At 31.3% G+C, this 26,330-nt stretch carries 21 protein-coding genes and 1 other annotated feature; of the genes, 19 read left to right on the top strand and 2 right to left on the bottom strand.

Annotation, left to right across the window (positions count from 1 at the left end):
• Positions 1-125 precede the first annotated feature (125 nt).
• The 16 genes from kdpA (at position 126) to thiI (ending at position 19,473) form a co-directional block, all read left to right on the top strand.
• Positions 126-1,811 (top strand): potassium-transporting ATPase subunit KdpA, encoded by a 1,686-nt coding sequence (gene kdpA / locus KQI18_RS05915; protein ID WP_216466783.1) that lies wholly within the window; start codon positions 126-128, stop codon positions 1,809-1,811.
• Positions 1,812-1,826: 15 nt separating this feature from the next.
• Complete coding sequence (gene kdpB / locus KQI18_RS05910; RefSeq protein WP_216466781.1) at positions 1,827-3,887, top strand: potassium-transporting ATPase subunit KdpB; 2,061 nt, start codon at positions 1,827-1,829, stop codon at positions 3,885-3,887.
• A gap of 10 nt (positions 3,888-3,897) precedes the next feature.
• Positions 3,898-4,458, top strand: coding sequence for a potassium-transporting ATPase subunit C (locus tag KQI18_RS05905; protein WP_236887660.1), 561 nt, complete (start codon positions 3,898-3,900; stop codon positions 4,456-4,458).
• A gap of 43 nt (positions 4,459-4,501) precedes the next feature.
• A complete protein-coding gene (locus tag KQI18_RS05900; protein WP_216466779.1) occupies positions 4,502-7,216 on the top strand; it encodes a sensor histidine kinase in 2,715 nt (904 codons plus the stop codon).
• Positions 7,216-7,920 carry a response regulator gene (locus tag KQI18_RS05895; RefSeq protein ID WP_216466777.1) on the top strand — a complete coding sequence of 235 codons (705 nt, stop codon included), beginning with the start codon at positions 7,216-7,218 and terminating at the stop codon, positions 7,918-7,920. Before KQI18_RS05900 ends, KQI18_RS05895 begins: the two co-directional genes overlap by 1 nt.
• 64 nt (positions 7,921-7,984) lie before the next feature.
• On the top strand, positions 7,985-8,758 hold the full coding sequence (locus tag KQI18_RS05890; RefSeq protein ID WP_216466775.1) for an HpcH/HpaI aldolase family protein: 774 nt from the start codon (positions 7,985-7,987) through the stop codon (positions 8,756-8,758).
• 73 nt (positions 8,759-8,831) lie between these two features.
• Positions 8,832-9,488, top strand: coding sequence for a DUF5105 domain-containing protein (locus KQI18_RS05885; RefSeq protein WP_216466774.1), 657 nt, complete (start codon positions 8,832-8,834; stop codon positions 9,486-9,488).
• Positions 9,489-9,710: 222 nt separating this feature from the next.
• Positions 9,711-10,259: a cysteine hydrolase family protein gene (locus KQI18_RS05880; RefSeq protein WP_216466772.1), complete on the top strand. Its 549-nt coding sequence runs from the start codon at positions 9,711-9,713 to the stop codon at positions 10,257-10,259.
• A 205-nt stretch (positions 10,260-10,464) separates the two neighbouring features.
• Positions 10,465-10,770, top strand: coding sequence for a DUF3795 domain-containing protein (locus tag KQI18_RS05875; RefSeq protein WP_216466771.1), 306 nt, complete (start codon positions 10,465-10,467; stop codon positions 10,768-10,770).
• A gap of 237 nt (positions 10,771-11,007) precedes the next feature.
• Positions 11,008-11,415 carry a hypothetical protein gene (locus KQI18_RS05870; protein ID WP_216466770.1) on the top strand — a complete coding sequence of 136 codons (408 nt, stop codon included), beginning with the start codon at positions 11,008-11,010 and terminating at the stop codon, positions 11,413-11,415.
• Between the two features lie 85 nt (positions 11,416-11,500).
• Positions 11,501-13,369, top strand: coding sequence for an ATP-dependent helicase (locus KQI18_RS05865; protein ID WP_216466768.1), 1,869 nt, complete (start codon positions 11,501-11,503; stop codon positions 13,367-13,369).
• Between the two features lie 77 nt (positions 13,370-13,446).
• Positions 13,447-13,655: a binding site (T-box leader), on the top strand.
• Between the two features lie 251 nt (positions 13,656-13,906).
• On the top strand, positions 13,907-14,734 hold the full coding sequence (locus KQI18_RS05860) for a transporter substrate-binding domain-containing protein (protein ID WP_216466766.1): 828 nt from the start codon (positions 13,907-13,909) through the stop codon (positions 14,732-14,734).
• A gap of 27 nt (positions 14,735-14,761) precedes the next feature.
• Positions 14,762-15,415: an amino acid ABC transporter permease gene (locus KQI18_RS05855; protein WP_216466764.1), complete on the top strand. Its 654-nt coding sequence runs from the start codon at positions 14,762-14,764 to the stop codon at positions 15,413-15,415.
• A gap of 53 nt (positions 15,416-15,468) precedes the next feature.
• The gene (locus KQI18_RS05850; protein ID WP_216466762.1) at positions 15,469-16,194 is read left to right on the top strand and encodes an amino acid ABC transporter ATP-binding protein; all 726 of its coding nucleotides are present in this window, start codon (positions 15,469-15,471) and stop codon (positions 16,192-16,194) included.
• An 899-nt stretch (positions 16,195-17,093) separates the two neighbouring features.
• On the top strand, positions 17,094-18,242 hold the full coding sequence (locus KQI18_RS05845) for a cysteine desulfurase family protein (RefSeq protein WP_216466760.1): 1,149 nt from the start codon (positions 17,094-17,096) through the stop codon (positions 18,240-18,242).
• 58 nt (positions 18,243-18,300) lie between these two features.
• Positions 18,301-19,473 carry a tRNA uracil 4-sulfurtransferase ThiI gene (thiI, locus tag KQI18_RS05840; RefSeq protein WP_216466758.1) on the top strand — a complete coding sequence of 391 codons (1,173 nt, stop codon included), beginning with the start codon at positions 18,301-18,303 and terminating at the stop codon, positions 19,471-19,473.
• Between the two features lie 236 nt (positions 19,474-19,709).
• On the opposite strand, the gene pflA is transcribed toward thiI, so the two are convergent.
• Entirely contained in the window at positions 19,710-20,444 is a 735-nt protein-coding gene (gene pflA / locus KQI18_RS05835) for a pyruvate formate-lyase-activating protein (protein ID WP_216466756.1), read from the bottom strand.
• 2 nt (positions 20,445-20,446) lie between these two features.
• Positions 20,447-22,678 carry a formate C-acetyltransferase gene (pflB, locus tag KQI18_RS05830; RefSeq protein ID WP_216466754.1) on the bottom strand — a complete coding sequence of 744 codons (2,232 nt, stop codon included), beginning with the start codon at positions 22,676-22,678 and terminating at the stop codon, positions 20,447-20,449.
• Positions 22,679-23,026: 348 nt separating this feature from the next.
• Between pflB and KQI18_RS05825 the strand changes: the two genes are divergently transcribed.
• The 3 genes from KQI18_RS05825 (at position 23,027) to spoIIAA (ending at position 26,324) form a co-directional block, all read left to right on the top strand.
• Entirely contained in the window at positions 23,027-24,022 is a 996-nt protein-coding gene (locus tag KQI18_RS05825; RefSeq protein ID WP_216466752.1) for a calcium/sodium antiporter, read from the top strand.
• An 89-nt stretch (positions 24,023-24,111) separates the two neighbouring features.
• Positions 24,112-25,779, top strand: a complete 1,668-nt coding sequence (locus tag KQI18_RS05820) for a DEAD/DEAH box helicase (RefSeq protein ID WP_216466751.1) — start codon at positions 24,112-24,114, stop codon at positions 25,777-25,779.
• Between the two features lie 209 nt (positions 25,780-25,988).
• On the top strand, positions 25,989-26,324 hold the full coding sequence (spoIIAA, locus tag KQI18_RS05815) for an anti-sigma F factor antagonist (protein WP_216466749.1): 336 nt from the start codon (positions 25,989-25,991) through the stop codon (positions 26,322-26,324).
• The last annotated feature ends 6 nt before the right edge of the window (positions 26,325-26,330 follow it).

Genomic DNA, 26,330 nt, shown 5'->3' with positions numbered 1-26,330 from the left:
AGATGATATTTGAAAAGGAAATTGATTGGAGTTGAGAATATGGGTGTTGTCTTAGTGGTTACTGGTTTGACGGGGGTCGCATTAATTATTTATTTATTTTATATTTTATTTCGAGGTGATGAATAATGAATTATATGATTTTTCAAGATATATTCTATATAGTAGTATTAATTGTACTATCAATTCCACTAGGGATATATATATATAAGGTTATGAAAGGTGAAAGAGTGTTTTTAACTCGTCTAGTCGGCCCAGTGGAGAATGGAATATATAAACTTATGGGAATTAATATTGATGATGAAATGAATGCTAAAAAATATGCTGTATCAGCCATTAGCTTTAGTGTAGTAGGGTTTATATTTTTATTTTTGTTGCAAATCATGCAGGGCAATTTACACTTTAACCCACAGGATTTACAAGGGGTTACATGGCATCAGGCTTTTAATACTGCAGCTAGTTTTATTTCAAACACTAACTGGCAGTCGTACTCAGGTGAAACTACTTTGACTTATACAACACAGTTTATAGGTCTTACGGTACAAAACTTCGTCTCAGCGGCAACTGGTATAGCAGTACTGTTTGCACTTATTAGAGGATTTATACTCAAAAATAAAAGTACAATAGGCAATTTTTGGATGGACCTTACTAAAATAACTTTATATGTACTGATACCTCTATCTTTTGTGGTTGCTATACTAATTGCATCGCAGGGAGTAGTGCAGACTTTTGGTCATTACAAAGATGTGGTTATGCTAGAAAGTGGAGATATTAAGTCTTTACCACTTGGTCCTGCTGCAAGTCAAATTGCTATTAAGCAATTAGGTACAAATGGAGGAGGATTCTTTGGATCAAACTCAGCATTTCCTCTAGAAAATCCTACAATATTTTCAAATTTCATAGAGTCTATTTGCTTGCTTGTTATTCCTGCTGCACTTTGTATTTCTTTTGGTAAAGCAGTAAAGGACAGTAAACAGGGATGGACTATATTTACTACGATGATGATAATATTTGTGTTAGCACTTTTCGCTACCACTTTTAGCGAACAATTTACAGGACCAGTATATAGTGGAGTAGCAACTTCAGGTAACATGGAAGGAAAAGAAGTAATTCATGGAGTTGGTGCTTCATCATTATGGGCAACAGCCACAACTGCAGTATCAAATGGATCTGTCAATTCAATGCACGACAGCTTTACACCACTTGGTGGGATGGTACCAATGTTTTTGATGCAATTGGGTGAGATAATATTTGGAGGCGTTGGTAGCGGTCTTTACGGCATGATAGCCTTCCTAATACTTACTGTTTTTATAGCAGGTCTAATGGTAGGTCGTACGCCAGAGTTTTTAGGCAAAAAAATAGAACCATACAACATGAAGATGGTGTGTTTAATAATACTTACACCACCTCTACTTACACTTATAGGAACAGCTAGTGCAGTAATGATACCTGATGTTGTAAGATGGCTTTCAAATTCAGGAGCACATGGATTTTCAGAAATACTGTACGCTTTTTCGTCACTAGCTAATAATAACGGAAGTGCTTTCGCTGGATTTAATGCAAATACTGTATTTACAAATGTTGTAGGTGGGATAATAATGTTACTCGCACGTTTTATACCGATGATAGCGACAATTTTCCTTGCAGGTAATTTAGCTAATAAAAAATCAGTTGCAGCAAGTGAAGGAACGCTATCTACTAGTAATGTTATGTTTGTAGGTCTTTTAATTGGAGTTATATTTATAATTGCTGCACTTAGCTTTTTACCAACATTAGCATTAGGGCCAATTGCAGATTATTTTATAACACATTAATAATGGGGTGAAAAAATGAAAGAAAAAAGTGTAAATAAAGACATTTTATTGGATTCGATACGTCAGTCTTTTGTAAAATTATCACCACGTTTACAGATTAAAAATCCTGTGATGTTGGTGGTTTATATAGGAGCTATACTTACAACAAGTCTTTATATGCTGTCATTTACAGGTGTAAAAGATGAAAGTTCAGGATACACTTTAGCAATATCATTAATACTGTGGTTCACAGTCTTATTTGCAAATTTTGCTGAAGCTATAGCTGAAGGCAGAGGTAGAGCTCAAGCAGACAGTTTACGTAGTGCAAGAAAAGATGTTATGGCAAAAAAATTAAAATCTACATCAAATAAAAATGATTATACCGAAGTTATATCAAATAATTTAAAAAAGGGGGATATAGTATACGTAAAAGCAGGGGAGCAAATACCTATGGACGGTGACGTAATTGAAGGGGCTGCCTCTGTTGATGAAAGTGCTGTAACAGGAGAGTCAGCGCCAGTAATACGTGAATCAGGTGGGGATAGAAGTGCGGTTACTGGTGGGACAACAGTAGTATCAGACTGGCTTGTTATAGAGATAAGCACTGAAGCTGGAGAAAGTTTCTTAGATAAGATGATAACAATGGTTGAAGGAGCCTCAAGAAAGAAAACACCTAACGAAATTGCTTTACAGATACTTTTAGTAACTCTTACAATAATTTTTCTAGTTGTAACAGCTACTCTTATACCATTTTCAAGTTTTTCAAGTATTCAGGCTGGATCTGGATCTGCGATTTCAATAACAAATGTTATCGCGTTACTAGTTTGCCTTGCACCAACTACTATAGGTGCGCTTTTATCTTCAATAGGTATTGCTGGTATGAGTAGACTTAATCAAGCAAATGTTTTAGCAACTAGCGGTCGTGCAATAGAAGCCGCTGGAGATGTTGATGTTCTTATGCTTGATAAAACAGGCACTATAACGCTAGGCAACCGTCAAGCTAGTGAATTTATTCCGGTTGCAGGAATAAAAGAAGAAGAATTAGCTGATGCAGCTCAACTTTCTTCAATTGCCGATGAAACTGCAGAAGGAAGGAGTATAGTAGTACTAGCTAAAGAAAAATTTGGAATACGTGGTTGTGATCTATCAAAATTACAAGCAAATTTTGTTGAGTTTACAGCTAAAACACGAATGAGTGGAATAGATTATCAAGACAATGAAATACGTAAAGGTGCTGCAGATTCAGTTAAGAAGTACGTTATAGAAAAAGGCGGAGATTATCCTATAGAATGTGATGAAATTGTAAAACGTGTGGCAGGTGCAGGAGGAACACCTCTTGTAGTTGTAAAAAATAGTGTTGTTTTAGGAGTAATATATTTAAAGGATATAGTAAAAAATGGAGTTAAAGAGCGTTTTGAGGATATGCGTAAAATGGGTATAAAGACCATAATGATAACTGGTGATAACCCAATTACTGCAGCAGCTATTGCAGCTGAAGCTGGAGTAGACGATTTTCTTGCGGAGGCAACTCCTGAAGCGAAATTAGAGCTTATACGTGAATACCAAAGAGAGGGGCATCTTGTAGCTATGACTGGTGATGGAACAAACGATGCGCCTGCTTTAGCACAGGCAAATGTAGCTGTTGCGATGAACTCAGGTACACAGGCGGCTAAAGAAGCGGGGAATATGGTAGACCTAGATTCAAGCCCTACAAAATTAATTGATATTGTTAGAATTGGAAAACAGCTTTTAATGACCAGAGGGTCTCTTACAACTTTTAGCGTTGCTAACGATGTTGCTAAGTATTTTGCTATTATTCCCGTACTGTTTTTTGGTATTTATCCGCAATTAAACGCTCTAAATATAATGGGATTAACTAGCACTAGGAGTGCTATACTTTCAGCAATTATATACAATACTTTAATAATAATTGCATTGATACCATTGGCTCTTAGAGGAGTAAAATATAGAGAACTACCTGCTGAGAAACTTTTGCAGAGAAATATACTAATATATGGTTTGGGCGGTCTTGTAACTCCATTTATAGCAATAAAATTTATTGATATGTTATTGGCCACCATATGTGGTTTAGCGTGAGGTGAATAAAATGATAAAAATAATTAAAATATTAAGACCGGCGTTAATGTGCTTTGTCGTTATGTCAGTAATTTGTGGTATTTTTTATACAACTGCTGTAACAGGTGTTGCTCAAGTGATATTTCCTAAAAAGTCAAATGGAAGTATTATAGAAGTTGCATTAAAAGATGGAACAAAACAAACTTATGGATCCGAACTAATTGCACAAGAATTCTCTAAAAAAGAGTATTTAATCGGGAGGCCAATGGGAAATTCCAATCTATCACCGACAAGTGAAGATCAAAAACATATAGTAAACGACAGAATTAAATGGTGGCACAAACTAGATCCAAGCAACAACAAAGCAATTCCAGCAGACTTAGTAACTGCCTCAGGAAGTGGCGTAGATCCGAATATTACTCCACAAGCAGCTGATTACCAAGTAATTAGGATTTCTAAAGAAAGAGGAATTTCTGAAAAAAAAGTTAGAGATACCGTTGAGAAATATACTACTGGAAGACTTCTGGGATTTCTAGGTGAACCATCTGTAAATGTTTTAAAAGTCAACTTAGATTTAGATGGATTAATTTAGAGATATGTTATGATATAATACTTTAAAAGGAAGTGATACTCCATTGGATAATTTAGATAATCGCCGTAATCCAGATGATATATTAAGCGAAATTTTAGAGCAAGAAAAAGATAGAAAGTCTGGTAGGTTAAAAATATTTTTTGGATATGCAGCAGGTGTAGGAAAGACATATGCTATGCTTGATGATGCTCAAGAACAATTAAAATGTGGAGTAGATGTATTAGTGGGATATGTTGAACCACATACTAGACCAGAGACCATGCAACTTTTGCATGGTCTATCGGCTTTAGACCCAAAGACTATTAATTATAAAAATATTGAGTTAAAGGAATTTAATCTGGAAGAAGCTCTAAATAGAAAGCCAGAACTAATTTTGGTGGATGAACTTGCACACACTAATGCAAAAGGAGTGAGAAACAAAAAAAGATATCAAGATATTGAAGAACTTCTTAATGCAGGAATAGATGTTTATACAACTGTAAATGTACAACATATTGAAAGTTTAAATGATATTGTAGAAGATATCACGAAGATAAATATACAAGAAACAGTGCCTGATTATGTATTTGACCGTGCTGATAAAATCAAATTAATAGATATTGAGACAGAAGAATTACTTAATAGATTTAAAGAAGGTAAGATTTATAGACCTGAACGTGCTACTACGGCTATGAATAATTTTTTTACTAGAGATAATTTAAAGTTACTACGTGAAATTGCAATACGTAAAGTTGCTGATAGAATAAGTAACGAGAATCAAAATGAGCGTAAATTATCAGAAAAAATGGCAAATACTAAGTTATTAGTTTGTATTGGCCCATCTCCTTATAGCGCAAAGTGTATAAGATGGACTGCAAGAGCGTCTGAGGCATTTCATGCTCCTTGGACAGCAGTGTATGTGGAAAATATGGATAGCGAAAGTTTGAGCGAACAACAACTAAAAACACTTCGCTCAAATATAGATTTAGCGGAAAAACTTGGGGCAGAGATAATTACATTGACTGGACATGATATAGCAATTGTAATTGCTGAGTATGCAAAACTGTCAGGAATAACTAATATAGTTATCGGTAAAAGCCGAAACAAAAAAACTTTGAAAAATTTGTTTGAAATGGAGCTTGAAGATAAGCTTATATCAATACTACCAAGTATAGAAGTGCATATAATACCGGGAAGTATAGTCCATAAACCTTATCGAAATAGATCTTATGAAAAACCAAAAAAAACTGAGTACGATTATAAAATTAAATTTTCTTGGCAAGATAATCTAAAGACATTTGCTTTATTAATACTTTCGACTTTAATTGGGTTTGCATTAAAAAAATTTGATATTAGTGAACAGAATACTATTATGGTGTATATTTTATCTGTATTAGTTATATCAAGAGTTACAACAGGATATATGTATGGTGTGATATCATCAATACTAAGTGTTTTAACTTTTAATTTTTTCTTTACTGAACCGTACTTTACATTTAATGCTATAAAATCAGGATACCCCATTACTTTTGTTATAATGATGATGGTAGCGCTTATTACAAGTGCACTAACTGTAAGAATAAAAAAACAGGCAAGGTTGGCTGTGTTAAGAGAAAGACGAACAGATATTTTATATGAGATAAATAAAAAATTATTGTCTACTAGAGGGCTAGAACATATTGTGGGACTTGTAAATGAATACATTGTAAATATATTTGAAAGATCTGCAGTTATATACACCATAGATAGCAATAATAAAATGGTCGGGAAATTGATGAGAACTGCTTGTGATTTAGAGTCCACTTTTATGAATGAAGAAGATGAAAGAGCTGTAGCACATTGGGTTTTTATTAATAACAAATCAGCTGGTACTGGAACTGATACATTGATGGGAGCAGGAGCTTTTTATATTCCTGTTACATCACAAGGAAAAGTATTAGCTACAATCGGTGTTTCTTGTATTAATGGTGAATTAAACCACAAGAATAAACTTTTTCTAAGAATGATAGCTTCTCAATTAGCAATGGCTTTAGAAAGACAAAATCTATCAGACGAGCAGAAAGACATATTAGTTGCCTCTGAAAAAGAAAAAATGAGAAGTAATCTACTAAGAGCAATATCCCATGATTTAAGAACCCCTCTTACAGGTATATTAGGAGCAAGTTCAGCAATACTTGAGAATGAGGAAAGCATAGATAAAAAGACTCATGATAAATTGATTTTAAATATAAAAGAAGATTCAGAGTGGTTAATTCGAATGGTAGAAAATCTATTGTCAGTTACAAGAATAAACGAAGGGTCTATGAATGTAACCAAATATCCAGAAGCTGCGGAAGAAATTGTAGCAGAGGCTGTAAGTAGGGTAAAAAATAGATTTCAAGATATTAATATATCTGTCAATGTTCCACAAGAACTTTTGATAGTTCAAATGGATGCTACTTTAATAGTTCAAGTACTTATGAATCTTTTAGAAAATGCTGTAAAGCATTCAAAAGATAATACCTATATAACTGTTAATTTAAAAAAAAGGGGGAAATTAGCATTATTTGAAGTAATAGATAATGGAAAGGGTATTTCTGAAGAAGATTTTCCACACTTATTTGAAAGCTATATGCCATCTGAAAACAAATCTGCAGATTCAACTAGGGGAATGGGTATAGGTTTATCAATTTGTATGTCGATTATTAAAGCACATAATGGTAAAATAGAAGCTAAGAACAGAAAAGAAGGTGGAGCAGTATTTAGTTTTACACTACCACTTGAGGGGAGTAAACAATAGTGAGTATTAAACCGCTTATTTTGATTATAGAAGACGATGAGACTATATGTAACTTTACATCAGCTGTACTTACATCAAATGACTACAATGTAGTTAAGACAGGAAAGGGAAGAGAAGGTTTAGAGATGAATGCTTCACATGTACCAGATTTAATACTTTTAGACCTAGGGCTTCCAGATATGGATGGAATCGAAGTATTAAAAAATATAAGGCAGTGGTCAATGGTCCCAATTATAGTTGTATCAGCTAGAGGTCATGAAAGAGAAAAAGTCGAAGCACTAGATTTAGAGGCTGATGATTATATTGTAAAACCATTTGGTACATCAGAGTTACTAGCACGAATACGTACTGCAATTAGACACAGCACGAAACTCCAGATATTAGGGAATTTAGAAACTTTAGAAAAAGCAAAGATAGGGGATCTTGAGGTTGATTACAATAAGCGTCTGGTTACACTAGAAGGTGAAAAAATTCATTTAACCCCTATTGAATATAAAATAATAGTACTTTTATCAAAAAATGCTGGAAAAGTTTTAACGCATGACTTTATAATAAAAGAAATATGGGGGCCATACACAAATGAGAGTCAGACACTTAGAGTTAATATGGCAAATATTAGACGTAAAATAGAATCAAATCCTGGAGAACCAAAATATATTCTAACTGAGATGGGTGTTGGTTATAGAATGGTAGATGAAATTTAATTTTATAAGAAATTTCAGAAGAGTACAATAATATCAAACTAAATTGAAATGAGGGAGAGATGTTATGAAGAATACAGTTATTGAAAAGTTTAAAAAGGGTGAAAAGAGTATAGGAACTTTTACACAACTTAAAAGTGCAACTGCGGTTGAGGCATTAGGTTATACTGATTTTGATTTTGTAGTAATTGATACTGAGCACACTCCTGTTGGAATTGAAAGTGCTGTTGAATATGTAGCTGCTGCACAAAATGCAGGGTTAACTCCAATGGTAAGAGTTAGTGGTATCTCAAGGGGCCCAATTCTTAGATTACTAGATGCTGGAGCTCAAGCTCTTGTAGTTCCGTGTATTGAAACAGTTGATGAAGTTAAGGAAATTGTTCAATATGCTAAATACACACCAATTGGATCTAGAGGATTTTGTCCAACAAGAGACGGAGGGTGGGGGTTTGCAGAACATGCATCTTCTGGAATTGAAAAATATATGAATTATTGTAATGAAAACACTCTATTAATACCACAGTGTGAAACTTTAGGCTGTCTAGAAAATATTGAAGAAATTGTTAAAATTGATGGTGTTGATGGAATTTTGATAGGGCCTTTTGATCTGTCAATTGCATTGAATAAACCTGCGCAGTTTGATGACTCTGATGTAAAAGGAGCTATTAATCGCATACTTAAGGCATGTAAAGATGCTGGAAAGATAGCTTTTATTTTTAGTGGAAATGTCGATGATGCAAATAATTACCTTGAAGAAGGTTTTGATTGTGTTGGAGTAGGTCTTGATCCAGTAGTTTACATTAATGCTTATAGAGATATAATCAAGAAATTAAAGTTATAGTTTAAGGGTACTAAAAATAAATTATTGCTTAATCTACAAATTAGTTGAAATTTATAGGGATAAAGGAGAAAACATGAAAACTAAAAAGATTTTATTTTTATTATTAACTATTTTGGTTACGGTAGGATTGACAGCATGTGCAAATAAAAAAGTTAATCCTAAAGAGGCAACTGAGGTTTTGATAAATTCAATGGTTTATCAGAAAAACGATGATATAGCTAAATATAAAGAGGTATTTAATGAAGATGCCACCAAATCTAAAAAGCAAGCAGAAGATGTGTTTGTAGAAAGCGTTAGCTCTTCATTATCTACTATGGGAATAATTGAAGGAAATAATGAAAAAGAAATAAAAGAGCTATGGAATGTTATGATGAATCAGGTAAAGGAAAAGACTTCGTACACAGTAGAAGTAGTAAAAGAGGATAATACTAATCCTGAACTAGAAGTTAAAATTAAAGGTCTTGATAGTGATAAATTAATGCAAGAATTTCAAAGTAAAATGACAGCAGAAGTTCAAAAAGATCCTGAAATAGCCAAAGATAAATTAAAACTTGGAAAGTTGTTTTTGGTTACTTTTAAAACAGTAGTACAGGGTGCAGTTGCTAGTGAAAATGAGGTAACCATTCCAGTTAAATTAGAACCTAATAAGGATGACGAAAGTAAGTGGCAAATTATTGATAAGAATAAAACAACTACAAAAATCTCCACGGCATTCTTTGATGGAAGATAATATAATAAATACTATTCAAAAAGACGTCTTTATGGTGTCTTTTTTATTTTTGTTTTCAGTAAAGGTGTTCATATGAACACCTTTTTATTATGTTATATTATAAGTTAGATGATTAGATATTTTATGTAGATATGTAAAAAATGGTTAATTAATATGATTTTAGACATAATAATTTATACATATTCTTTATTAAAACGTATGTTAAATAGGAGGCTAGAACACATGAATAAGAATAAAGCTCTAATTATAGTAGATTATCAATATGATTTTGTAGCAGATAATGGTGCATTAACAGTTGGAAAGGCAGCTCAAGATATACAGGAATATTTAGAGAACTTAGCAGATGGTTATGCTGAGGAAGATATATTTTTTACATTTGACGATCACGATATTGATGATTGGAAAAATAAAAAAACCCCGGAGTCTGAAGTTTTTAATGAGCATTGTATTAATGGTACTAATGGATATCAGATATATGGAAATATAAAAGGCAAAGATAATGTTCAAAACCATGTTAATAAAAAAGCGTATTGTCCAGACAAAAGTTTTTTGAAAAAAATAATAGACAATTATCAAAATATAACAGTTGTAGGTGTAGTAACAGATATTTGTGTGTTTCAAACAGTGATAGGTTTATACACTGTAGCAGTTAATTCTGGTAAACGTATAAATTTAAGTGTTGATTCAAATGCTTGTGCTTCATTTAATACAGAGCGAGAAAAATGGTCTATAGATTATATGAAAGAAGTACTTGGAATTAGTATTGTATAAACTATTCCCTATATTGTAGATTTTATTTTTAAAAGAATTAAAATTAATAATTATGAAATTTAAAAGTATCCCTTTATAAATAAAAGTACATTTACAAAGTGTATAAAATATTATATATTTATAACAAAATGAAGTGTAAGAATTTGACATACGGAATTAATAACTTGTTATATTAATAAATTTAGCGTATGTGAGGGGATATTTTATGGAAGAAATTATAATGGGATGTTGTGGCTGTATATGTAACGATTGTGTTTCATATCCAGATTCTTGTAAAGGATGTACTGTGATCAAAGGTAATGTAAGTTGGGCCTTATACTTAGGATTTGATAAATGTCCACTTTACAAGTGTTGTTATGATGAAAAGAATTTAAATAACTGTGGTCACTGTAATCAATATCCATGTGACATGTATAATGAACTTAAAGAGCCGAGTATGAATGATGCAAAGTATAACCTAGAATTGCATAAAGTAATTACAAAAGAGGAAAAAGTTAAAAATGTAAATTGACAAAACTGTACATAAATACCTTTTTTGCAGTTAAGTTTGTTATTTTGGAAAGTCTACCAATTCTATACATAATTTCTCCTGATCATTAGAGTCAAAAAAATTAATAATTAAAATTTATAAGCTGATCATAACAAAGATAAAATATATTACAATTAAATGAGCAAATAATAACACTGTAGATAATAATTGGGAAAGTGTGTATAATTAAGAGGTAGAATTTATAGAAAAGGTGATGGCATGAGTAAAAAAAAGTCTAAAAAGTCTAAAAAGTCTAAGAAAAATAAGAAAAATTATAAAAATAATAACACGGTAAATGCAAAAAAGGACGTTAAAGAAAAGGAAGTAGATCCATTAAATATTATTATCGCTAGATCACATATTGTTGTTGCTATTATATTATTAGTGTGTGCGGCACTAACATTTACTGATATCATTCCATTTAGTGTAATTGCAATCATAATGCTAGTTTCTCTTGTATTTCAACAGTGTCTTGTAGGTTACGGTTCATACAAACAGAAAAATTACTACAGAGTAGTTTACTCGATAGCTATGGTTGTTTTAATTATTGTTGCGTACCTGTTTATTACAGGAAAATTAGAATTGAGTTTTTTAAATAGATTTAATTTATTTAAAAAAAGTAATTAAATTAGTAAGACTCTTATAAAGAATATAATTATATAGATATGACTATATAGTATAGAACATTTTATTAGGATGGTGAATGCTATAGATGGGAAATTCATTGTTAAATGAGCTCAATGATGAGCAAAAATTAGCAGTACAACATGTGAATGGTCCCTGTTTAGTTGTAGCAGGGCCAGGTTCAGGTAAGACTAGAGTTATTTCACATAGATTAATAAATTTAGTACTAAATGAAAATATATCTCCAAAGAAGGTTTTGGCAATAAGTTTTACAAAGGCCTCTTCTACAGAGATGAAAAATAGGACCATATCTCTTAGCAACGATCACAGAATGAGCAGGATAAGTTTCGGAACTTTTCATTCTGTGTTTTTTAGGATATTAAGATATTTTGAAGGTTACGACTTAAATAGTTTGATAGATGATAAAACTAAATTGATGACAATAAAAAATATAATGAAAACTTTAAATATTGAGGATGCAGACAATAATGATGTTATTGGTGACGTTATAAAAGAAATATCTTATGTGAAAAATGAACTTATGAATCCTAGAGATTTTAAATCTAATGTAGTTGAAATAGATGACTTTGAAAAATTATATAATATGTATGAAAATATTAAATATGATATTAATAAAATAGATTTTGATGATATGCTTATAAAGACATATGAACTTTTAAAAAGAGATATAAACGCTCTAAATATGGTTAGGGATAAGTACAAATTCATTCTTGTGGATGAATTTCAAGATATAAATAAAGTTCAATTTGAAGTTATGAAACTTATATGTAATCCAGACAACAATATATTTGTAGTTGGCGATGAAGATCAAAGCATATATGGATTTAGAGGTGCAAGACCAGACTTTTTAATAGAGTTTGAGAAGTATTTTGGTAAGAGTGAAAAGATAGTTTTAGATTCCAATTACAGGTCGTATAGTGAGATATTGGAGGTTTCAAACAAACTTATCGAAAAAAATAAAAACAGATATGAAAAAGTAATAATATCAAAACTCGGATCTGGTGGAAATGTCAAATACATAAGTGCAAAGGATTCTGATGACGAGGCAAATATAATTATTAATGAAATTGTTAGAGATGTAGAGAATAGAAAAGCAAATTATAATGATTATGCAATAATTTATAGAAATAATATACAATCTAGGGCTTTTGTAGACATTCTTATAGATAGGAGGATAAATTTTTCTGTAAAGGATGTTCCAGTAACGATTTACGATCACTGGGCCTGTAGAGATCTAATTTCTTATTTAAAAATCGGTATAGAAAAAAGTAGCAATGAAGATTGGGTTAGGATAATAAACAAGCCTTTTAGATATATTTCTAGGGATAGTATAAACAAAGTCAAGAATGATGAAGATTTTTTATTTGCTCTCATAAATAAATGTGACCTTCACAAAAAGCAAGTAGAAACATTGGAAGATCTTGATATAGATATGAATTACATAAAGGGGTTAAGTCCTGAGTATGCTATATCATATATTCGAGAGACTCTAGATTATGACAGATATATACTTGACTACTGTACTAACAAAAAGATCAAAGTAAAGGATATAATGAATATTTTAATAGATTTTAGTGACTCAGCTAAAAATTACAAGACAACAGAGGAATTTTTAAATCACATAGAAGAAGTTAAATTAGAAATATCAAAAAAAGATAAATATGATAGCAATGGGATTATGCTCACAACCATGCACAGCGCAAAAGGTCTTGAGTTTAAGTATGTATATATTGTTGGAGTTGATGAGAAGACTATTCCATATAGCGATGAAAAAGAAAGGGATCCTGTTGAATTAGAAAAGCATATTGAAGAGGAAAGAAGGTTATTATACGTTGGTATTACTAGAGCGAAACAAAACGTATGTATAAGTTATCCTACATTTAAACACAACAAAAAAGTACAAGAGTCTATGTTTATTGAAGAAACTAAGATCTAATATAAATAAAAATAATTTCAAAAAAATCATTGACAAAGACAGATTATGAGAGTATAATCATATTAATAATTTAATAAATAAATTCAGAGAAGAAGAAAGTAACTAATATGGATTTTCAGCGAGTTGGGATTTTGGTGTGAGCCCAATAATGATATGTTATGTGAAGAGAGCTTCGGAGAAGATTATCAGAAAACAGTATGATAATAGGTAGCCCGCCTTAAGGGATTGAGAGGATAAGTAATTACTTATCAAGAAGAGTGGTAACGCGGATATATTCGTCTCTTAGTCATTTGACTAAGGGACTTTTTTAATACAAAAAATCACTATCTAATGTCGAATGGCTGAACATTTTCTTGAAGTATATTTTACTTATCAATAAGAGTGGTAACGCGGTAAATTCGTCTCTTAGTCGTATGGCTAAGGGACTTTTTTGTATTCAAAAAGAAGTAAATCCTAGTAGAATAAGTTTATTAATAAAACAGCAATAATAAGAAATTTAAGAAAAATATAAAATAAAAGATGAGAGGGGAAGCAATTATGAAAGGATTAAAAAAATTATTAAGTTTAGGTTTAGTGTTAGCGCTTACAGTAGGAGGAGTAGTAGGATGTTCATCTAAATCAAGTGCGAGTAAGTTAGATCAAATAAAAGAAAATGGTAAGTTAGTAGTTGGGTTAAATCCTGACTATCCACCATTTGAGTTTCCAAAGGTTGAAAATGGAAAAGATGAAGTCGCTGGTTTTGACGTAGAACTAGCAAACAAGATATCTAAAGAAATAGGTGTAGATGTAGAAATTAAAAAAATGGGATTTGATGGTCTTATAGGCGCTTTAAATGCTAATAAGATAGACATAATACTTTCAGGTATGTCACCAACAGATGAAAGAAAGAAGAGTGTTGATTTCTCAGATCTTTACTATGTAACTCAAAATGCAGTCATAGTAAGAGAAGGTGACGAAAATAAAGTAAAAACAGAAGATGATTTAAAGAAACTTAATGCTGGTGTTCAAAAAGGAACAATACAAGAAGAGTATGTAAGAGATACTTTAAAAATGGAAAATATGAAGTCTTTAACTAATGTTCCAGATCTAGTATTAGACCTTAAAAATGGAAAAATAGATGCAATTGTTGTAAATGAGACTGTTGGTATGATAAACACTAAACAGTACGACGGAATTAAGTTAGCTACTTCAGGATTAGGTGATAACGTAGAAGAAGGTATGGCAGCAGCTATAAAGAAAGATGATAACAACAAAGAGTATTTAGAACTAATAAATAAAGTAATAAAAGATTTAAAAGATAGCGGAGAAATAGATAAGATGTTAGAAGACGCTACTAATTTAGCTGCTAAGGGCGGCTCAAACTAATATTAACAATAAGTAGGAGATGTAATTATGAATTTTAGTTTTTTAAGTAAGTACTACCCGATGTTTATCGAAGGTACTATGACAACAATTTCAATATCTTTTGTAGCATTATTCTTTGGTGTATTTATAGGTTTGATTGTATGTCTAGCCAAAATATCAAAAAATAAACTTTTTAATATTTTAGCATCAATATATGTTGAAGTTATAAGAGGAACACCTGTAATGGTTCAAATATCTATAGTATACTTTGGATTGCCTCAGATCGGAATAGATTTTCCAAGTGAATTCGCAGCAGCAGCATTTACACTATCTGTAAATTCAGGTGCATATGTAGCTGAGATCTTAAGATCTGGAATTCAGGCAGTTGACAAAGGACAGATGGAAGCTAGTAGATCTCTTGGCCTTAACTACTGGAGTACGATGAGATATATTATAGTTCCTCAAGCTATCAAAAATGTATTACCAGCTTTAGCTAATGAGTTTATAAGTCTTGTAAAAGAATCTTCTATAATTTCTATAATAGGAGTTGTAGAGTTAATGTTCGTAGCAAGTATGGTTAGAAATACATCGTATATTGCGTTAGAGCCATTTATAGTTGTAGCAGCTATTTACTTTGTCTTAACATTTACACTGTCAAGGCTTGTAGGACTTCTGGAAAAGAAAATGTCTGTATCTAATTAGCATCTAATCTAATTAGTTTTAAATAATAAAGAATTATAAGGGAAAGTGATAATATGATTAGTATAAAAAATTTAGATAAAAGTTTTGGTAATGTTAAAGTATTAAAAAATATAAATCTAGAGATAAAAAAAGGCGAAATAGTCGTAATAATTGGACCAAGTGGATCTGGAAAAAGTACTCTTCTTAGATGCATGAATCTACTAGAAGTTCCTACTGGGGGACAAATTATATTTGAAGGTGAAAATATAGTAGATAAAAGTACAGATATAGATAAAATAAGACAAAGAATTGGTATGGTTTTCCAAAACTTTAACTTATTTCCGCATAAGACAATAATGAACAATATAAAATTAGCTCCTGTTAAGCTTAAAAAGTTAACGGAAAAAGAAGCGAATGATAAAGCAGAGTATTTAATAACTAGAGTTGGACTTAATGATAAAAAAGATGCTTATCCATCACAATTGTCAGGAGGACAAAAGCAAAGAATAGCAATAGCAAGATCACTTGCGATGGAGCCTGATATGATGTTATTTGATGAGCCTACATCAGCACTAGATCCTGAGATGGTAGGTGAAGTTCTAGATGTTATAAAAGAGCTTGCAGAAGAAGGAATGACTATGGCTATAGTAACTCATGAGATGGGATTTGCTAAAGAAGTAGCAGATAGAGTTATATTTATCGATCAAGGTAAAATACTAGAAGACGGAAGTCCGGAAGAAGTATTTAATAATCCTAAAAACGATAGAACAAAAGACTTTTTAAGAAAAGTACTTTCTTAGATAAAACTAAAAATTATTCTAAATAGATACAAATAAGAGCTATTCCAAGATATTGGGGTAGCTTTTTTTGTAAAAAAGATGTAAGTATTATTTATAGTAGTCTTTTTAAATATACGTGAGAGAAATAACATGAATATACTTTGAAAATTGCAAGAAGAATAGTCGCAAATTTCAAAATAACAAATTGGGTAATGTATTTACAATAAAGAAGTTATTAAAGTATATATTCGATGATATTAGGGGATTATTATATAGTAACAATTATAATAGAAAAACATTATTGATTATCATAAACAAATTATATAGCTTACGATGTAAATATTTATTAGACAAGTTTTACGGAAATGTTCGAATTTCTAAAAAAGTGCTATTAAGTAATACATAACGAATTGAAAATAATATAATTATAATACTAATTTTATTTATTCAAAAAACGAAAAAAGAGCTTGGGGTAAGCTCTTTTTTCTACGTTAGATTAATTCCCGTAATTAATCTTATTATAATAAATATAAAATATATCTTTATAAAAAGGGGATTGGGAATAGATATATTAACTAACTAGGGTTACCAGGGGGATAACCTTATTACATTATAATAAAAAAGGACAAAAAATGCAATGATATTAGCAATTTATTCTTAAAAATATTATTTTTCTTAAAACTAATGATAATATGCTAAAGGATTACTAATTTTGTGAACAAATTATCTTTTTATAATCTATAGTGTAAAAGCATATTAAAAATGATATAATAAAAAGATATGATTTATTGTAAATTGAACGAATTTATGAATATATTGTATTAAAATTGTTCGTATTTTATTATACTTCTGAATTTTTTAAACATTTGATTAATTAATATAAATATAAATATAAAATATTAAAGTAGGTGAAATATATTATGGATATATATCTAGATAACAGTTCTACGACAAAACCATATCCTCAAGTAGTAAATAAGATGGTTCAAGCTTTAGAAGTTGATTATGCAAACCCATCTGCTGCTCATAGTAAGGGAGTAGAAGTAGAAAAGGAAATTAAAAATATTAGACAGACTATTGCAAGATCTGTAGGAGCAAATGACAAAGAAATTTATTTTACATCTGGAGGAACTGAGAGTAACAATACTGTTATAAGGGGTGTAGCTTATTTAAACAAAAAGAGAAAAAATCATATTATTTCTACTAATATAGAGCATCCATCAGTTTTAAACACTTTAAAGGATTTAGAAGATGATGGATTTGAAGTTACGTATTTAGAAGTCGGCAAAAACGGAGTAATAGATTTTGAAGAGTTAAAAAAAGCAATAAAACCGACTACGTGTTTAGTGACAATAATGCATGTAAATAATGAAATCGGAAGTATACAGCCAATAAAAGAAATAGGTAAGTACCTTAAGAGTTTGGAAGAAAAAATATACTACCATGTTGATGCAATACAGTCTTTTGGTAAGATAGATTTTAAACCATCAAAATACAGTATAGATTTTATGAGTGTAAGTGGTCATAAATTCCACGGACCAAAAGGCATAGGATTTATGTATGTCAAATCAAACAGCAGAATGAAACCAATTCTGTTTGGAGGCGGACAAGAATCTGGAGTTAGATCAGGCACTGAAAATGTTCCAGGTATATATGGTATAGGAAAAGCTGTTGAAGTTTTATTTGAAGATTTGAACGGTAATATAGAAAAGATAAACTATTTAAAAGAACTCCTTAAGAAAGAAATACTTGAAAATATAGACAATGTAAAAGTCAACTCATCGGAAGACGGAGTTTGTCATATATTAAATGTATCTTTTATTGGAGCAAAAGGAGAGGTACTACTTCACTACCTAGAGCAAAAAGGAGTTTATGTATCGACAGGATCTGCTTGTTCTGCAAAGAAAAAAGGGAGCCATGTTTTAAATGCTATAGGGTTATCTCCTAAAGAAGTGGAAGGAACAATTAGATTTAGTTTGTCCGAACTGAATACAGAAGCTGAAATACTAGAAGCAGCAAAGATAATAAAAGAATCGGTAGATGATTTACGAAGTATAATGAATAGATAGTAGACAAAGATAATAATGTAATAAAAAAGTTAGAGAGACAATAGATGGGGTGTTAATAGTGTACAATATTTTAATAGTAAAATACGGAGAAATAGGCGTTAAAGGAAAAAACAGATACATCTTTGAAAATAAATTAATAAAAAATATAAAAAATATGTTAAAGCCAATTGGCAAATTTAATGTATATAAAGAATACGGAAGAATATATGTAGATTTAGAAGATTACGATTATGAAGAAATAATTGAAGAAGTTAGAAAAGTATTTGGGATAGTTGGAGTTTGCCCAGCAATAAGAGCAGAGAAAGACTACGATAAATTAAAAGAAATTGCTCTCGTGATGTTAGAAGAAAAGATTTCAGAGGGATATAGATCATTTAAGGTTGATTCAAGAAGAGGGGATAAGAACTTTAAATTGACATCTCAAGAAATGAGCGTAGATATAGGTGGATATTTACTTGCAAAGATAGATGGCAAAATAAAAGTTGATGTCAGAAATCCAGAAGTTAAAATATCATGTGAGTACAGAGAGAATCATACTATGGTGTACAGTGATACTATACCTGGATATGGAGGATTGCCACTTGGAACTAACGGAAAGGCAATGTCTTTATTATCAGGAGGGATTGATAGTCCAGTTGCAACATGGATGGTTGCCAAGAGAGGAATGGATGTTGAGGCAGTACATTTCCATAGTTATCCTTTTACAAATGAAAGATCTCAGGAAAAAGTAAGAGATTTAACAAAGATTCTTGCTAAGTACTGCGGTAGAGTAAGACTTCATAAGGTAAATATACTTGAAATACAAAAAGAAATAGCTACTCATTGCAATGATTCCGATACTACTATCTTATCAAGAAGATTTATGATGAGAATTGCTCAGGAGCTTGCAGAGAAAAGATACTGTGATGCTCTTATAACAGGAGAGAGTATAGGGCAAGTTGCTTCGCAGACTATTCACGGTCTTACTTGTACCAATGCTGTTGTAGATTTACCTGTATTTAGACCGCTTATCGCAATGGATAAATCTGATATAGTTGATATAGCGGAGAAGATTGGTACTTTTGAAACTTCTGTAATTCCAGAAGAAGATTGTTGTAGTTTGTTTGCTCCGAAGAAGCCTACAACTAAACCAAAGCTTGATAAAATTGAGGCAGAAGAGAGTAAGCTTGATGTTGAAAAGTTAATCCAAGACGCAATTGATAATGTTGAGGTTGAGGATATTGAATTTTAATTTGTAAATTCATAAAGCATGTATCTAGGAATAGATATATGCTTTTTTCTGTTGTATAATATATTAAACTAATCCCCTATATATCTAAAAATAGAGAATTGTTATTTAATGAATTATTAAAAGTTAATATAAATTAAAAAAGCAGTTTAGTGGGAGACAAGGTCTCATTCACTAAACTGCTTTTTAATTTATATTAACTTTTAAATTTAATAAAAAATATATTTTAAGTTTACTATTTATGCATTGTAAACTTCTACGCCAAACTGAGATATAATTTGACTTGCTTTCTTGATATCTTCCTTAGTTGCATCCGGAACTCCTTTGAGTTCATAATCTATGCCTAAGTTCTCCCACTTATGGATTCCCATAGTGTGGTAGGGAAGTAGTTCGACTCTTTCCACATTAGACAGTGACGAAACAAATTTCCCAAGGGCCTCCAAGTTTTCAGTAGTATCAGTTATTCCTGGAACAAGCACTTGCTTGATCCAAACGGGTATACCACGTTTATCTAAGTGTTTTGCAAGATTGATGGCTTTGTTGATACTAACACCAGTAAGATCTTTAGATTCTTTATCTATCATATGTTTTAGATCAAGTAATACAAGATCTGTATTGTCTAATATCGGATCTATAACATTAATATCTACAAATCCAGATGTATCTAGGCATGTATGGATAGAGTTTTCTTTTGCCTTCTTAAATAACTCATTTAAAAAATCAAGTTGTAATGTGGGTTCTCCTCCAGAAGCAGTGATTCCGCCTCCAGAGAATTTTCTGTATGATGAGTATTTAAGGGCATCTGTAATTATTTCATCAGCTGTGTATTCTTTGCCAAGACTTGGGTTCCATGTATCTCTATTATGGCAGTACTTACATCTCAATGGGCAACCTTGAAAAAATACTATATATCTTATTCCTGGTCCGTCAACTGTACCAAATGTTTCTATAGAATGAACTCTTCCTGTAGTCATAATTAGCTCATTTTTCCGTGGAATGTTCTGTTTATAACGTCTAGTTGTTGTTCTCTTGTAAGTTTAATAAAGTTAACGGCATATCCTGAAACTCTTATTGTAAGTTGTGGATATTCTTCTGGATGTTCCATAGCATCTTCTAAAGTAGCTTTGTCAAATACATTTACGTTTAAGTGATGAGCTTTTTGATCAAAATATCCATCTAACATTGAAGATAGATTTGATATTCTCTCATCCATATTTTTACCTAAGGCACCCGGTATTATTGAGAATGTATTTGATATACCATCTTGAGAGTACTCATATGGTAATTTTGCAACAGAAGATAATGATGCTAATGCACCACTTGTATCTCTACCATGCATTGGGTTAGCCCCTGGAGCAAATGGAGAACCAGCTTTTCTTCCGTCTGGAGTGTTACCAGTCTTTTTACCATACACAACATTAGATGTTATAGTAAGTATAGATTGTGTAGGGAAGGCATTTCTGTAAGTTTTATTTTTCTTGATTTTATTCATAAAGCTTTCTACTAAATAAACAGCTATATCATCTACTCTGTCGTCATTGTTTCCATATTTAGGATAGTCGCCTTCGATTTCAAAATCTACAGCTAGTCCATTTTCGTTTCTTATTGTTTTAACTTTCGCATGTTTTATAGCTGATAAAGAGTCAGCGCAAACTGATAATCCAGCCATTCCGCAAGCCATAGTTCTTAATACATCTCTATCATGAAGAGCCATTTCTAATGATTCATAAGAATATTTATCGTGCATATAGTGTATTACGTTTAGAGTATTTACATATAATGTAGCTAACCAATCTGCAAATGGCTCAAATCTTTCCATAACTACATCGTAATCTAAGTATTCTGAAGTTATTGGTTCAAATCTTGGGCCTACTTGCATGCCTGATAATTCGTCTTTACCACCATTTATAGCGTAAAGTAGAGTTTTTGCTAAGTTAACCCTTGCTCCAAAGAACTGCATTTGTTTACCAATCTTCATTGCAGATACACAACAAGCAATACCGTAATCGTCACCCCAGTATGTTCTCATAAGATCGTCATTTTCGTATTGTACTGAACTTGTGTCTATTGAGACTTTAGAGCAGAAATCTTTAAATCCTTTTGGTAAATTAGTTGACCATAGTACAGTTAAGTTTGGTTCTGGTGATGGTCCTAATGTATAAAGAGTGTTTAAAACTCTGAATGAATTTTTAGTTACTAAAGTTCGTCCATCAACTCCCATACCTCCAACACACTCTGTAACCCATGTTGGATCTCCAGAGAATAGGTTGTTGTAATCAGGTGTTCTTAAGAATTTGACCATTCTTAACTTCATAACAAAGTGATCCATTAGCTCTTGGGCTTCGTCTTCTGTTATTGTTCCGTTTTTTAAATCTCTTTCTAAGTATATATCTAAGAAAGATGATGTTCTACCAAGAGACATGGCAGCACCATTTTGGTCTTTCACTGCAGCTAGATATCCAAAGTATAACCATTGAACAGCTTCTTTTGAATTTATAGCTGGCTTAGATATATCGAATCCATAAGATTTTGCCATATCTTTTAATTTATTTAACGCACTTATTTGTTCACTTATTTCTTCTCTTAATCTTATTACTTCTTCATCTATACAAGATACTTCTAAAGATTTTTTTTGATCTTCCTTATCCTCTATAAGTATGTCAACTCCGTAAAGAGCAACTCTCCTGTAGTCACCTATAATTCTCCCTCTACCATAAGCATCAGGAAGACCAGTGATTATACCAGATTTTCTGGCCAATTTCATTTCTGGAGTGTAGGCATCAAAAACTCCTTGATTGTGAGTTTTTCTGTACTTAGTAAATATTTCTTTTACTTTTGGATCAAGAGTGTAACCAAAAGCTTCACAAGAACTTTCTACCATTCTTATACCACCATACGGCATAACAGCTCTTTTAAGTGGAGCATCAGTTTGTAAACCAACAATTTTTTCAAACTCTTGGTGTATATATCCAGGTTCATAAGCATCGATTGCTGATATAGTATCAGTGTCTACATCTAATGTACCATTATTATCTCTTTCTTTTTTGAATAAGGCTGTAACTTCATTCCATAGCTTTTTAGTGTTATCTGTTACTCCAGCTAAAAATTTATCATCACCTTCATAAGGGGTATAATTTAACTGAATAAATTCTCTAACATCTACTTCTTTGTTCCATCTTCCTTGTGTAAATCCTTGCCATGCACTCATGTAAATTGCCTCCTTAGATTCTATATTAAAGATACTAGAAAACACGAATTATATTTTTATATATTCTTAAAATGATCCGCAATTAATGAGAATGAATTTCATTTCGTTAGAATTTTCAAATAAATTATTTAAATTGAAAACTTAAGAATAATATTGTAATAATGTGTTATCAGAAAAGTATCTTTTGTTATCTAAGTAAATTATACCATATATTTTATTTGTTTAAACATATTTTATATAAACTTTAATAATGTAAACGCTATCATAAAAATGTAAACGCTATCATAAAATATAAAATACACATACATTGTGAAATTTTACGAAAAATTGAATTTTAGGGGTGATTATTTGTTTTTAACTGTTATTTTTTTTATGATAGGATTTGTATTAATTACCAAAGGAGCAGACATTTTTATCAATTGTACAGTTGAAATAGGTAGGAGAACAAATATTTCAGAAATTGTTTTAGGGGCGACAATTGTGAGTTTTGCCACAACGCTACCAGAGTTTACTGTCTCTTTATTTGCATCGATGGACGGCCATACTACTATGAGCTTAGGAAATGCTGTAGGGTCTATTATATGTAACACGGGTTTAGCATTGGGATTAGTTGTACTTATTAGTCCTTTTAAAGTAGATCGAAATATGTTTTTTCATAGAGCTGTTTTACTTATAGTTTCTTTAGTGGTTTTTCTTGTTTTAGGAATAGATGGAGAGATTAGTAAAGGTGATTCGGCAGTATTACTTTTAATATTTATTTACTATATGTACAGTAACTATAAAGGAATTAAAAATTCTAATGAAAGTAATAATAAAGAGCTTTTCGGAAGGTATTCTAGACATCTAAAGAGAAGCGAAGAAAGAAAATATGGTGGTTTTCATATAAGAGATATAATAAGGATAGGAAGTTTATTTATTGTTGGATTAATAATGATGATTATTGGCTCTAGGTTACTTATAAACAATGGAGTAAAAATCGCAACATTTATGGGAATTCCTCAGGCAATAGTAAGTTTAACTGTTATAGCATTAGGCACTTCGCTACCTGAACTTGTATCATCTCTTACAGCAATTAGAAAAAATCATCACTCAATTTCCGTAGGTAATATAATTGGAGCAAATACATTAAATTTACTTTGTGTAATAGGGGTATCGGCTATCCCAAATAGTCTACCTATATTATCTCAAAATAGACTTTTGGATTTTCCTTTTATGATATTACTTCTTATGATATTAGTAATTCCTACTTTATTAAAGCATAAATTGTATAGAATACAGGGTATTGCTATGCTTGGTACTTATATTGTATATCTCGGAACTTTGTATGCTATGTATATTATCTAACCTATCTACATAAAATATCAATTGCACAATACTATATTAAAGTATATAATGGATAGGTTAAGATAATTTATAACGGAGAGGAATAATATATGAATATAACAAAATTTGAAGATTTACAAATAAGTGAAGGGATAAAAAAAGCTATTTCTGAAATGGGATTTGAGGAGCCATCTCCTATTCAGGCTCAATCTATACCTGCTGTTCTAGCAGGGCAAGATATAATTGGACAAGCCCAAACTGGTACGGGAAAAACTGCGGCTTTTAGTATTCCAATTTTAGAGATGATCGATCCTAATGATAGAAGCTTACAGGCAGTTGTGCTTTGCCCAACAAGAGAGCTTGCGATACAAGTTTCTACAGAGATTAGAAAACTAGCTAAATACTGTCCTGGAATTAAGGCTTTACCAATTTACGGTGGTCAGGCCATAGATAGACAGATAAAATCGTTGAAATCTGGGGTTCAAATAATTATTGGAACACCAGGACGTACTATAGACCATATAAATCGTAGAACACTTAAAATGGACAATGTAAAAATGGTTGTTCTAGATGAAGCGGATGAAATGCTAGATATGGGATTTAGAGAAGATATAGAGATGATTCTTAGTAAAACACCTGAAGATAGACAGACAACTTTCTTTTCAGCGACTATGCCAAAAGGTATATTAGATCTAACGAAGAGATATCAAAAAGATCCAACTCATATCAAAGTTGTAAGAAGAGAACTTACAGTTCCAAATATTAAGCAGTACTATATAGAAACTAGAGCGGCAAATAAATTAGAGATATTATGCAGATTGGTAGATGTATATAATCCTAAACTTTCAGTAGTATTTTGTAATACAAAGAGAAAAGCAGATGAGTTAGTTGGTGATCTACAAGCAAGAGGATATTTTGCTGATGCTCTTCATGGTGATTTAAAACAAGCTCAAAGAGATATAGTAATGGATAAATTTAGACATGGCACTATAGATATTCTTGTTGCAACTGACGTTGCTGCTAGAGGAATCGATGTAGATGATGTCGAATGTGTATTTAACTACGATTTACCTCAAGACGAAGAATACTATGTTCATAGAATAGGTAGAACTGGTAGAGCGGGACGTGAGGGGATGTCATTTAGTTTCGTATTTGGTAAAGAAGTAAGAAAAATGAAGGATATAGAGAGATACACTAAATCTAAGCTAGTAAAACACAGCATACCTTCTATATCTGATGTTGAAGAGAAGAAAGTAAGTGCTTTCTTTAAAGAAGTAAATGAAACTTTAGAAAAAGGAAATTTAACTAAGCAATTGCAGTGGATTGAAGAGTATTGCGAGAATGTTGATTACTCAACTGTAGATGTGGCAGCTGCTCTTCTTAAATTATCTTTAGGAGAAGAGTTAAAAGAAGAGATAATAGAAGAAAAGCCAAGAAGAGAACGTGGAGAAAGATCACGTGGAGATAAAAAAGTTGCTGCTCAAAGTGGTATGATTAGACTATTCATAAATGTTGGTAGAAACCAAAGAGTTCAAGCTAAAGATATCGTTGGAGCTATAGCTGGAGAAGCTGGTATCCCAGGAAGATTAGTTGGATCGATCGACATATATGACAAGTATACTTTTGTTGAAGTACCAAAGAAAAATGCAATAACTGTACTTGAAAAAATGAAAGATATCAAGATAAAAGGTAATAAAATAAATATAGAAAAAGCAAATAAAAGAGATAACAAAAAAGATTACAAGGATTCCAAAAAAGAAGTTAAAAAAAGATACTAAGATAAATATTAATCTAAGAAACTAAATAAAAATAAATTAAAGTAAACTCGTAGCATTTGTTAACAGACATTTTAATATAGGGTCGATACCCGTTTATAAATATAGTAATTTTTAAGAGACAAAACTAGTCATTTTTCACTGAAGGATAAACAACTAGCTTATAGAACTGATTAAAAGTTACTATATTTTTATTTTAAGGAGGGGTATCGATGTTCACATATTCTTTTCAAGATAAGAATCTTTTTATAGAGTTTGATTGCTCGGAGCTTGATCATCATATTGCTAGTGAGATCAGAGAAGAGCTAGATGGGTTATTGAATGCCAATCAAGTCATGAATATCGTGTTTGATTTCGAAAAAATCAATTTTATGGATTCTTCAGGTATAGGAGTAATAATTGGAAGGTATAAAAAAATATCAAATGAAGGCGGAAAAGTTTCTGTTATAAATATTAATGATAGAGTAAAAAAAATCTTTGATCTGTCTGGGTTAAATAAAATTATTAGCATTTATGAAACGTATGAAGAAGCAGTAAGTTCTTTGTAAGGAGGA

The organism is Metaclostridioides mangenotii (assembly GCF_018917235.1).
Lineage (GTDB): Bacteria > Bacillota > Clostridia > Peptostreptococcales > Peptostreptococcaceae > Metaclostridioides.
Note: the sequence above shows the minus strand (reverse complement) of the source record. Positions and strands in the feature narration are given on the sequence as shown.